This window comes from [Phormidium] sp. LEGE 05292 (assembly GCF_015207735.1).
In the GTDB taxonomy this organism is placed as follows: domain Bacteria; phylum Cyanobacteriota; class Cyanobacteriia; order Cyanobacteriales; family Aerosakkonemataceae; genus Floridanema.
Genome location: NZ_JADEWG010000035.1, coordinates 42,118 through 54,436, shown reverse-complemented (window position 1 = coordinate 54,436; position 12,319 = coordinate 42,118). Strand labels below are relative to the sequence as shown.

The 12,319-nt window shown below is 36.6% G+C and carries 8 protein-coding genes; all 8 read left to right on the top strand.

All coding sequences use genetic code 11. The features are described from left to right. The first annotated feature begins 111 nt into the window (after nt 1–111). Nucleotides 112–297 (top strand): hypothetical protein, encoded by a 186-nt coding sequence (locus IQ264_RS12530; RefSeq protein WP_228061492.1) that lies wholly within the window; start codon nt 112–114, stop codon nt 295–297. Between the two features lie 384 nt (nt 298–681). Next, complete coding sequence (locus IQ264_RS12525) at nt 682–2,343, top strand: CheR family methyltransferase (protein ID WP_228061491.1); 1,662 nt, start codon at nt 682–684, stop codon at nt 2,341–2,343. Nucleotides 2,344–2,906: 563 nt separating this feature from the next. Further along, complete coding sequence (locus IQ264_RS12520) at nt 2,907–3,962, top strand: chemotaxis protein CheW (RefSeq protein WP_193981111.1); 1,056 nt, start codon at nt 2,907–2,909, stop codon at nt 3,960–3,962. A 4-nt stretch (nt 3,963–3,966) separates the two neighbouring features. Then, nucleotides 3,967–5,433 (top strand): methyl-accepting chemotaxis protein, encoded by a 1,467-nt coding sequence (locus IQ264_RS12515; RefSeq protein WP_228061490.1) that lies wholly within the window; start codon nt 3,967–3,969, stop codon nt 5,431–5,433. 131 nt (nt 5,434–5,564) lie between these two features. Further along, nucleotides 5,565–6,968: a CHASE3 domain-containing protein gene (locus tag IQ264_RS12510; protein WP_193981110.1), complete on the top strand. Its 1,404-nt coding sequence runs from the start codon at nt 5,565–5,567 to the stop codon at nt 6,966–6,968. A 34-nt stretch (nt 6,969–7,002) separates the two neighbouring features. After that, on the top strand, nt 7,003–8,454 hold the full coding sequence (locus IQ264_RS12505; protein WP_193981109.1) for a methyl-accepting chemotaxis protein: 1,452 nt from the start codon (nt 7,003–7,005) through the stop codon (nt 8,452–8,454). Between the two features lie 56 nt (nt 8,455–8,510). After that, a complete protein-coding gene (locus IQ264_RS12500; RefSeq protein WP_193981108.1) occupies nt 8,511–11,042 on the top strand; it encodes a hybrid sensor histidine kinase/response regulator in 2,532 nt (843 codons plus the stop codon). A gap of 93 nt (nt 11,043–11,135) precedes the next feature. Continuing rightward, nucleotides 11,136–12,278: a chemotaxis-specific protein-glutamate methyltransferase CheB gene (gene cheB / locus IQ264_RS12495; protein WP_193981117.1), complete on the top strand. Its 1,143-nt coding sequence runs from the start codon at nt 11,136–11,138 to the stop codon at nt 12,276–12,278. The last annotated feature ends 41 nt before the right edge of the window (nt 12,279–12,319 follow it).

The window sequence follows — 12,319 nt, the reverse complement described above, 5'->3', positions numbered from 1 at the left end:
GGGGGATGGGGAGAGGGATTGACGGTTTTTGCCTAACACCAAAAATATACAATTTAGATGCGATGCAAGCTTAACAATCATTACGGTGTACAAACCGCATAAAATACTAATGTGAATCCCCCAGATGCAGAAATTCCTTCTAATGTGGATGTAGAGCTGAATATTGAGCAATTGGAAGCATTCAGAGAACAAGAAGAAGGTAGCAATTTAGACACAAGTGCTGGTTATGCGATCGATGAATCTGGACGAATCGATAACTTTGCGATCGAACCACAGATGTACGTTGAAGAACGCTAAATTTAATTAATTATAGCTGGTAGAACCAAACACCAATTCCATCTCCCAGCTTCAGTAGCAGCAATCAATGGAAATAAATAGTAAAATAGAAAAGTGCATCTATTGGGACTATCAAACTTACAAGAGACTAATCTGGTTGTTTGCAATACTTACATAATCCGACTGTGCAAAGTCTTCCTTATCAAGCCAAAACTAGATTCATCTGAGTTAATATATTTTGTACAATCTTCCCAGTCTCAGCAACCCATAACGAAACGATTAACTTTTCAAAAAAATATAAATTTTTGGCTCTCAAGCTTGTGATTTTGTTAAAGAATTTAATAATAGCAATCTGAGTTACCAAATTTTGACTACAGTAGTCTAATTTAGAGTCTAATGTATATCATGTATAGTGCCCCAAGAGTAAATTTGATGAATGATGAGGCGTTAATCCATTGTTTTATTCAATTAATTTCCCAAAATACGGGTTTGCATATTAGAGAGGAGGATAAAAATACATTAACTAAAAAAATATGGCAAAGAATAAAATCATTGCGAATATCAAATCCCGAAGATTATTATCTATTTTTAGAAGCCAACAACGAATCTAAAACTCTTCAAGGTAAACTTGGACATTGGTCAGCAAAACAAGAATGGAAAGAATTAGTATGCTTACTCACTACGGGAGAAAGTTACTTTTTCCGCGATCAAGGGCAATTTAGCCTACTTAGAACTAAAATATTCCCAGAAATTATTGCAACGAAACTACAAAACTCAGAGATAACAGGTAATCAAAAAAAATCTCTCAGAATTTGGAGTGCTGGCTGTTCTACAGGCGAAGAACCTTATTCTTTAGCTATTTTAATTAAAGAATTAATTTCCAATTTAGAGAATTGGAATATCGTAGTTTTGGGAACAGATATTAATTATCAAGCTATTGAGAAAGCCAAACAAGGAATTTATAATCCTTGGTCTTTTCGCTTAGTAGATCCTCATCTACAAATAGATTATTTTCAACAGCAACAAAATGAATGGCAAATTGACACTGAAATTCGTCAAATGGTGAAATTACAACAGGGAAATTTACTAACGGATAACTTTCCCGACCATAATACAGAGATTCACGATATGGATCTGATACTGTGTCGCAACGTTTTTGTTTACTTTGAACACCAAGCTATTACAACAGTAGTTAAAAAATTTTATGATAGCCTAGTACCTGGTGGTTACTTAATGACAGCGCACACAGAGCTTTATGGTCAGAATATGGGAAAATTCCAAGTCAATGTATTACCAGAATCAGTAATTTATCAACGAAGACAAAGTAAGCAATTAGAGTCTGGTGATTCTGTGCAGTCTGAGGTAAAAAAAATAGATTTATATAAAGGTTGTCATTCTGATCATAGCAAAATTTTTAAGAGTGAAATAGCGAAATACCCAGATAAACCTGCTGTAATGAAAGAGTTACCGCACCAAACTAAATCATTTAATTGCGATCGTTATTATGCAACTTCTCCGATCGCTAAACCAACAGCAGAACCAGTTACCAAAAATGTATCTACTTCTATCAATCAAAATTCATCTATTAATTTGATGAAAGAAGCAGAAATGCTTTTTCAAGAAGAAGCTTATGTTCAAGCAATTAACAAAGCTGAGCAAGTGATTGCTTGCCATGCCAAACATTTTGCTGCTCATTACTTACTGGCGCAAGCTTATGCTAATTTAGGTCAACATAATCAAGCTGTTTACTACTGTCAAAAGGCAATAGCAATTGATTCTTTAGCAGTACAGCCTTATCATTTGTTAGCGCATATTGCTGAAGAAAAGCAAGACCTAGAAAAAGCAAAAATATTTTTGAAAACTATTATTTATTTGTCCCCTTCTTTTGTATCGCCATATTTGGAACTTGCCTCTATTTATGAAAAAGAAGGAAATAGTAATAGAGCGAAAAAAATGTTGGCAACTGCTTTGGAACTACTCAATCAGCTACCATCCTCAGCTATTGTAGAACAACAAAGCTCTGTAACTGTTGGTGAGCTACTAGAATACGTGAAGAAATTATTGTAAAAAACGTTAATTGCTAATCAATTAACTTAACTAATTAGCCGATCGATGCTGTCATAATTATACCAAAAGTAAAATCATAAAAAATAATTAAAAATAGGGAATTTGTTTAAACTTCAAGCACAATCTTGATATGGGTGCTTCTCAAAGTGGCAGAGCAGCAAAAAGGACAGGAATAAATTGCCGCTTTAGTTAACTTAGACCAATTATTGTTTAAAGTAGAATTAGAGACAACTATTACTTGCTGAGCTTCTGCGCTAACAGCTAATAGTGCAACATGGCAGAAATAACTAATCAGTTGAAAAAAAGGTGAAAGTAGGAGCAGGTTTAGAAGAAAATTTTGTCATCATAACAGAAGAATTAACCACAAAACCGTTCGGCTGACGGCTCGACTGAGCGATCGCCGAATGTCGCTCACGGAAGCCCGCCCCTACAAAGCATTTTGCCTTGGAGCCTTCTTGCATTAGTAATAGTGTTTCTACTGAATTAGCAAATTGTAAAGTTATATTAGTTCAGAAATCAAACTTTTATCTCATCACTTTAGCAAAAATACAAATAGGTTAACAATGACTAATAAACCTTATCTGATCTTTAGAATAAACAGTTCACTCTATGGAGTGGAAGCATTTTGTGTACAAGAAATTTTCTCTTTACCTAATCTGACACCAATTGCTGAATCATCAGCCGATCTTGTTGGTGTAGTAAATCTGCGTGGGGATATTCTACCAGTAATAGACTTAAATATTCGGTTTGGCTATGAGCAATTAGACTATAGTTTAACAGACACTATAATTGTTCTAGAATGGCAAGAATTTCGCTTAGGAATTATTGTGAATCAAGTCCTTGAGGTTCATAACATTTCCCTGCAAGAAGTGACAACTGAACTCTTTTATAAACAGGAGTTAAATGGACGTGCAACGCATTTTTTAGCTGGCATTGGCAAAGTAGAAGCAGATATTATCATGTTGCTGAATCATGAAAGTTTACTTTGCTATTCCCAAAGTTTGGCACCATTAGGAGCAATAAAAACTATAGAAAACGGAGAATATTCTGATAAATTACTGAAAAAACAATTGGAATTTTGTCCGCAAGCAACGCTGGAAGAAAAAGCAATATTAAGGGAACGTGCCGAGAATTTAAGACAAGCTACTCAAAAAGAAGATTTTGCTGGATTAATTCCTTTAGCTGTGGTGGGATTAAATGGTGAATATTTTGGGCTTGATTTAGCAATTGTGCGGGAATTTACTGATATTCGACAAGTTACTCCGGTTCCTTGTTGTCCTCCACATATTGTGGGTAATATGAATTTGCGGGGAGAAATTTTGACATTAGTTGATATTCGTACTGTGTTAAATATGCCAATATTAGAAATTGAAAATATCACTAATATTAAAGTAATGATTATTAAAATTGATGATTTAATTGCGGGAGTGACAGTTGATGAAGTGTTTGATGTGATGTATTTGCAACCGTCGCAAATTTTACCTGTACCAACAGCAGTGCATTCAGCAAATAGTGAGTATTTACGAGGGACGGCTAATTACCGGGAAAAAATGATGAGTATTTTGGATTTAGCTAAAGTTTTTCAACAAGGTGATTTAATTGTGAATGAGGAAGTTTAGGAGTATGAAATTTGATAATATGTTTACAAATTTAAAGCTAAGAGACAGGATTATTTTAGGCTATTCTGTACCTTTACTGTTTTCAATTGCGATCGCAAGCGTAGTCTACTACAACGTAGCAAAGGTAGAGGAACAAAATAAAAGAGAAGTTTTGGGTTATGAAATTGTCAGAAACACAGACACGATCGCTTTGACTTTAGCGAGGATTCAAAGGGCAGGAAGAGGTCACTTATTAAAACCAGAACAACAAAACATTATTAGCTTTAAGGAAGCAGAAGATTCATTTAATAAATCAGCAAAATTCTTGGAAGAAAAAGTATTAGTTGTTCAACAAAAACAACGATTAGAAGAAATAATGACACTGGGAAAACAGTCAATACAATTTAATCGAAACTTGATTAATTTAGTGAGAACTGGCAGGTTAAAAGAAGCTGTACAAAGTTATAACTCCTTAAATAGGCAAGAATTGAATCGAGAAATTGAGCAAGTATTGCACGAATTTGTTAATGATGAGAAATTGATTCAACAACAAAAGAATCAAGAAACGAAAGAAGCCTTAAATACGCTGAATTTAGTAGTAATTCTAGGTACATTATTATCGATTGGTATGGCTATCCCGATCGGCTTATGGATTGCTTCTCGAATAACACAAGCAATTAATGAAAGTGTCAGTGCGATCGCCTCTTCCTCCACAGAAATTGCTGCCACAATTGAAGAACAAGAACGCGCCGCTTCCCAACAAGCCTCCGCTGTTCATCAAACTACTACCACTATGGATGAATTAGGCGTATCTTCTCGCCAATCAGCCGAACAAGCGGAAATGTCAGCCAGAGGCGCACAAGAAGCATTAGAAAAAGCTGAAGAGGGAACTTCTGCGGTGGAACAATCTTTGCAAGAAATGGCAAGTTTGAAACAAAAAGTAGAAGCGATCGCCAATCAAATTCTCAACTTAAGCGAACAAACAAATCAAATAGGTAACATTTCTACCTTAGTCAGCGAATTAGCTAACCAAACTAATATGTTAGCTTTAAATGCAGCAGTGGAAGCCGTGCGTGCTGGTGAACATGGTAAAGGCTTTGGAGTTGTGGCTAGTGAAATTCGCAAATTAGCCGATGCTAGCAAACGATCTGCTGACAAAATTAATGGGTTAGTTGGTGATATTAAAAATGCCATTAACTCTACAGTAATTGTGACTAAAGAAGGCACTAAAAGTGCTGAACAGGGAGAAATAATTGCCCAAAAAACTGCCGATGCTTTTGCCAGTATTATGGCAGAAATTAACAACGTTTATGAAAGTAGTCAACAAATTTCCTTGAACGTCAAGCAGCAAGCTACAGCAATTCAGCAAGTAGCGTCAGCAATGAACTCTCTAAGTACAGCCGCTATGCAAAACGCTAGTGGAATCAGTCAAACTAAACTTGGTACCCAAAAACTCAACGAAGTTGCTGTAAATCTTAAATCAGTTGTCTAGTAGTTGATACTTTTCTCTCCTAGAAAGGGCATTCTGAAATTAGGCTAACAGATAGGACTGTCTTGCAGTAACTTAAGCAAGTTAGAGGTAAAAATACCATAGGTAATATCAAGGTTGCTCAGGAGGAAGAAATGCTCAAACAAATTAGGTTAGGTTTAATTGTTCCTCTGGGTTTTGGCGCAACTTTTCTCATTATGTTGGGAGTTGGAATCGTATCTAAAATAACTATGGAAAGATTGGGTAAAGCCACTGAATTAGTTGCCCATACTTATGAAGTTAAAGCAGAATTGAAACAACTAGAAAAACTGTTAGTGGATGCGGAAACAGGGCAAAGGGGATTTATTTACACAGGATTAGCAAATTTTTTAGAACCGTATAATCAATCGAGAACTTTCATTCCCCAGACTTTGGGAAATTTAAGTAAACAAATTGCCGATCCTTTGCAGCAAAAAAAATTAAATATAATTGAAGAATTAGTGCGGCAAAAAATGGATGAGCTAGCAACAACTATTATCTTAAAAAGAGCAGGTAAAGAAAAAGAACTAAGAGCCTTGGTAGTCTCTGGTAAGGGTAAGAGAATTATGGATCAAATCAGAGCAAATCTTGATTTAATGATTAAGCAGGAAAATGCTCTGCAAGCTCAAAGAATGCAAGCAGCGAAGCAAGCAGAAAATTTTGCTCAAATTGTTTCGATTGGCGGTACATTCATTGCGATTTTAATCGGTTCATTTATTGTAATTTTTATTACTCACAAAGTTGTCCAACCAATTAATCAGGTAGCAACTGCGATCGCTACTTCTAGCAATGAAATTGCCACCACAGTTGTACAACAAGAACGTACAGCTGCTCAACAAGCAACAGCTGTTAATCAAACAACTACGACAATGGATGAATTAAATATCTCCTCGCAAAGATCGGCAGAACAAGCAGAAGCAGTAGCCGCAGGCGCACGCCAAATATTAAACCTAGTTGATGGTAGATACGAGGACAATTTAGATTTACATCAAATTAGCTTGAAACAGAAGATTTCTACATTAGCTGAACACATTCTTAATTTGAGTAAACAAACTCACCAAATTGGCAGAATTTCTACTTTAGTTAGCCAATTAGCCAACCAAACTTATATGTTAGCTCTCAATGCAGCAGTAGAAGCAGTACGTGCTGGCGAACATGGCAAAGGTTTTGGAGTTGTAGCTAGCGAAATTCGTAAACTGGCAGATCAAAGTAAACAATCAGCTGAACAAATTAATATCATCGTGTTTGAAATTCAATCAGCAACAAATTCCACAATAAACGCATCTGACGAAGGAAAACTAACATTAGAAGAAATTGTGGAACTAATTAACGATGTAGTTGTTAGTAGCCAACAAATTTCTCTGAATGCTAAGCAACAAGCAACTGCTATTCAACAAGTAGTTGAAGCTATGAATAACCTGAATCAAGGAGCAGCTGAAGCTGCTAGTGGAATCAGCCAAACTAAAGAAAGCACCCAGCAACTAAATGAAGCAGCCATGAATCTTAAAACAATAGTTTAAAAAAAATCTTGCAAATACCGACGGAGAGAAAATTATGTTTACTAATTTAAAATTACGAAATCGGATGTTATTAGGCTATGGAGTGCCAATAATTCTATTCATCGGATTAGCTGGATTGATCTATTCGAGTACAAATAAATTGGCTCTCGCTTTTGATGAAGTCAAACGAAACCAAGAAATTATTGACAATAGCTCCTTCATGAGATTTAGTTACACTAGGAAGGCTTTGGCACTGCGCGGTTACGTAGTTTTTGGCAATAACGAACTAATTAATGATTACCAAAATTGGCAGCAGCAATTCACTGAATATTCTGCTAAAGTAAAGCTAATGGTTACCAATTCTCAACAGAAAAAACGCTGGGAAAAAATGGTAGCTTTGAGTAACAGATATAACCAACTATCTAACAGCGTTATTAACTTAATTCAGATAGGTAAGCAAGCAGAAGCAATTTCCTTGTTAAAAACACAACAAGAGCAATCACTAGTAAATAATTTTAGAGATTTAAGCAAAGAGTTTAACGAAGCTGAGACAAAATTATTTAATCAAGCAACTAATGAAGCTGAAAAAGTACTAAACAATTTGATTGCTGCCGTATTAACGGGTAGCATTTTGTGTCTATCATTTTCCTTAGTAGCTGCATTTTTAATTTCTTCAGGCATTACTTCCGAAATAGATAAAGCTGTAAATGCGATCGCCGCTTCCTCTAAAGAAATTGCTAGCACAGTTGAACAGCAAGAACGCACCGCAACCTATCAAGCAACAGCTGTCAATCAAACAACTACGACAATGGATGAATTAGGAATTTCTTCTCAACGTGCAGCAAGTCAAGCTGCTACTGCTGCTACTACTGCTAAAGAAGTATTACTCTTAGCCGTATCAGGAAACGAAGCAGTGGAAGAAACTCAAACAGGGATCTTAGTCCTCAAAGCAAAAGTCAGTAGTATTGCTGAACAAACGTTGATTTTAAGCCAACAAACCAATCAAATTGCTAGCATTTCCAACTTAGTAAGTGCCTTAGCCAACCAAACAAATATGTTAGCTTTGAACGCCGCAGTTGAAGCAGTACGTGCAGGCGAACAGGGTAAAGGTTTTGGAGTTGTAGCCGCAGAAATTCGCAAACTTGCAGATGAAAGCAAAAAATCAGCTGATAAAATTAACTCCTTAGTTGCGGAGATTCAAAATGCTATTAATTCTACAGTTATGGCTACAGAGGAGGGTACTAAAACAGTAGAGTATAATACTAAAAATACACGAAAGACAGCAGAAACATTCACAAATGTATCCGAATCAATTAATAATATTGTTCTCAGTGTTCAACAAATTTCCTTAAGTGCCAAAGAGCAATCTGCTGCCATTCAACAAGTAGTAGATGCGATGAATTCACTAAACCAAGCTGCTGCTGAAACAGCAATTGGAATTAGTAAAACGAGAATTAGCACCCAACAGTTGAATGAAGCGACTATGAATTTAAAAAATGTAATTTAACTGAGAAAATATTCATAACTTTTCTGTCACCAAACAATAGCTAAGGAGAAATTATAATGTTTATCGATGATGAAGAACTTAGAGTTATCTTTAAATCAGCCAGTGAAGAACATTTACAAAAATTAGAAGACGGCTTGCTGCAATTAGAAAAAAATCCATGCGACCAAGCAAATTTAGAAGAACTCATGCGGGAAGCACATAGTCTCAAAGGTGATGCAGGGATGTTGGGATTAAAAGATATCTCCACTCTCGCCCATCAATTAGAGCATATTTTAGGTACAATAAAACGAAGTGAAGTAGAACTATCGCCTGATGTTAACGATCGCCTTTATCAAGGATTAGATGCCATTAGCCAATTAGTAGCAGAAGCCGTTGCAGGTACTCCATCGCGCATTAATGCCTTCCATGTCTTAGCCTATATGATGGGAGGAAATAGCCCAAAATCTTCAGCTAATTCAACAGAAAATCAGCAATCATCAGAAACAGAAACAGCAGCAGAAACTCAAGAAGAAGAAATCAGCTTACCTGTAGAGCAAACATCGGAAAATTTAGCAGATTCAGAAACAACAATTACTGTAACTGATGTAGAGGTAATTGACCCAGAAATAGAACTCCCCCTAACTGTTAATCCCCAAAATATTCCACCTGACGTAGTTTCCGTCAACACCGAAATAAATAAAGTAAATTTTACCCTTTCTCCAAATTCAGAAAACTCTCCAGAGCCACTAAGAGATGCAACAAGCAAAACTCCCACTGAGCAAACTTACCGCATTGAAAGCGTCCGAGTAGAAACTCGGCATTTAGATTCTTTAATGACTCAAGCAGGTGAACTTACAGTCACCAAAATTCGGATTAATCACCGACTGGCAGAAATTGAAGAAATCGCCAATTTCTGTGAAGAATATAGCCGCATTAAACCACAATTTTCTAGAAGAACAGTCAAAAATGAATCAGCACAAACAGCCTTTTTTCCCGTAGAGGCTTCTCTGTTTTCGCTGCCACAAAGTTCCGAGTTGGCTCTGAGAAAAGATTCATCCATAACTAAAGAAAAATTCCTCGAACAACTGGGAATGCTAGTTAACAAATTACGAAATTCCCTTTACGAAGATGTGCAAAGACTAGAAGTAATTTCTGATGAACTTTCTGATGGGATTAGAACTCTGCGACTATTACCATTAGCGACTATTTTTAGTTTATTTCCTCGTATGGTACGAGACTTAGCTAAACAACAAGGTAAAGAAATTAATTTCATTATTGAAGGAGGGGAAACTAAAGCCGATAAACGCATCATTGAAGAAATGAAAGATCCTTTGATGCACATGATTCGTAATTGTGTCGATCACGGAATTGAAACTGTAGAAGAAAGATGCCGTCTCGGTAAAAGTCCCCAAGGAACAATTGTACTGCGAGCTAAACAAACAACTACTAATGTAGTAATAGAAGTTATTGATGATGGTAGGGGATTAGATATTGAAAAAATTAAAGAAACCGCATTAAAACGCCGTGTTTGTCGTGAAGAAGAACTGATCACAATGACACCATCCCAAATACAATCTTTAATTTTTACACCGGGATTTTCTACTCGGACATTTGTTACCGAAGTTTCAGGTAGGGGTGTAGGTTTAGATGTCGTGCGGACTAATGTAGAACATTTGAAAGGCAATATCCAAGTAGAATCTAATTTCGGAATGGGTTGTACAATTCGGATGTTGTTACCCACAACTTTAGCGACAGCGCACGTCTTAATTGTTTCAGTCGATAACATTTCTTATGCAATTCCTGTGGAATATGTCATGATGGCGCGGTTAATTACACAGGAAGATATTTTTCCTATTGAAGGTCAAGATACGATTCTTGTCGATTTACAACCTGTTTCTGTAACTCACTTAGCTGATTTACTAGAAATAAATCATCACCAGGGATTGGGAAATCTGACACTTCAGCAAGCAACGACAAATTTTCAACATTTGCCTTGCATTATCATTAAAGTAGGAGATGCTACTTTGGGATTAATTGTAGACGCATTACTAGACGAACAGGATGTAATGCTCAAACCTCAAGGCAAATTGCTCAAGCGGGTGCGGAATGTTTCTGGTGCGACGATATTGGGTACTGGCGAAGTTTGTATGGTGTTAAATCCTCAAGATTTAATTAAATCTGTACGTAAGCAAACGGTGTCAAAAGTAGCAAGACGCTCTGTAAAATCCCAGCCTTTAGCAGAACGCAAACAAGTTATTTTGCTGGTAGAAGATTCGATCGCCATTCGTACCCAAGAAAAACGTATCCTAGAAGGAGCAGGTTATGAAGTCGTAACTGCCGTCGATGGTATGGATGCGCTTAACAAATTAAAATCTCGCTCTTATGATGCTATAGTCTCCGACATTCAAATGCCGAATTTAGATGGTTTATCACTCACCGCCAAAATTCGCCAAAATAAAGAATATAGTGAATTACCGATTATTTTGGTAACTTCCTTAGCCAGCGATGAAGACAAAAGAAGGGGTGCACAAGCAGGTGCAAATGCCTATATTACCAAAGGCACTTTTAACCAGCAGGTGTTATTAGATACACTCAGAAGACTAGTTTAATAGTCATTAGTCATCAGTGATTAGTCATGAGCAAAAAGACCAATAACAAATGACAAATGACGAATGACAAATGACAAATGACAAATGAACAAAATGCCAATTCGAGTTTTATTAGTTGAAGATTCACCAGTAGCATTGGTAATCCTGAAACGCATTTTAGCCGCATCTCCAGATATCGAAGTTGTGGGTACTGCTCGTCATGGTCGAGAAGCCTTAGAATTAATTCCTAAACTTCAGCCACAGGTCATTTGTACGGATTATCATATGCCCCAAATGAATGGGTTAGAATTTACTGAAGAAGTAATGATGCGGTTTCCTCGACCAATTTTGGTAATTAGTGCTTCTGTTCAAGTGGAAGATACTCAAACTATTTTTAAAATGCTGAATGCGGGTGCAGTTGATGTTTTTCCTAAACCTCGCTGTCCATCAGTTGAAGAATATGAATTGCTCAAACAGGAGTTAATTAGCAAAATCAAAATTCTTTCTGGTGTGACTGTATTTACTAGACACCGCCGCCATAGTAATATTACAACATCAGTCGATCGCACTACGCGCACTCCTGAAGGCGATCGCCAACCAGTTAAGTTAGAAACTAAAACAAATATTCCCATTTCTCGAAATATGGCAATTAATTTGCCATCTCAAACTCATTATTCTAAACCTAAAATTGTCTCTATTGGTGCTTCTACTGGTGGGCCACAAGCACTGAATAATATATTATCTCAATTACCAACAAATTTCCCCTTACCAATTCTTTGCGTCCAACATATTAGTGAGGGATTTTTGCAGGGTTTAGTAGATTGGTTAGTATCCGAATGTCAGCTACCAGTAAAGATTGCTAAATTTGGTGAACTACCTCAACCCGGAGTAATTTATTTTCCTCCTGAAGGTAGACATTTAGAATTAGATAGTTTAGGCAGATTTCTTTGTAATAATTCGCCGCCTGTTTCTGGTCATCGTCCTTCAGTTTCAGTTACTTTTGCTTCTGTAGCTAAATGTTATGGTGCAGCAAATATTGCGGTTTTATTAACAGGTATGGGTCGCGATGGTGCTGATGGAATGCTCGCGATCGCACAAGCTGGAGGTATAACTATTGCTCAAAATGAAGCAAGCTGTGTAGTGTTTGGAATGCCAAAAGAAGCGATCGCTTTAGGTGCCGCCAAACACATTTTACCAGTTAATCAAATTGCCTCAATGTTACTCAAACAATTGAACATAGTAACTGGGAGTAATTAAAACCTTGTAGAGACGTTATATATAACGTCTCTACATTATCG

Bases quoted from the DNA above. Each gene is read 5' to 3' on its own strand.
- IQ264_RS12510 (WP_193981110.1), top strand. From the start codon at position 5,565: ATGCTCAAACAAATTAGGTTAGGTTTAATTGTTCCTCTGGGTTTTGGC.
- IQ264_RS12520 (WP_193981111.1), top strand. From the start codon at position 2,907: ATGACTAATAAACCTTATCTGATCTTTAGAATAAACAGTTCACTCTAT.
- IQ264_RS12500 (WP_193981108.1), top strand. From the start codon at position 8,511: ATGTTTATCGATGATGAAGAACTTAGAGTTATCTTTAAATCAGCCAGT.
- IQ264_RS12505 (WP_193981109.1), top strand. From the start codon at position 7,003: ATGTTTACTAATTTAAAATTACGAAATCGGATGTTATTAGGCTATGGA.
- IQ264_RS12515 (WP_228061490.1), top strand. From the start codon at position 3,967: ATGAAATTTGATAATATGTTTACAAATTTAAAGCTAAGAGACAGGATT.
- IQ264_RS12525 (WP_228061491.1), top strand. From the start codon at position 682: ATGTATAGTGCCCCAAGAGTAAATTTGATGAATGATGAGGCGTTAATC.
- cheB (WP_193981117.1), top strand. From the start codon at position 11,136: ATGCCAATTCGAGTTTTATTAGTTGAAGATTCACCAGTAGCATTGGTA.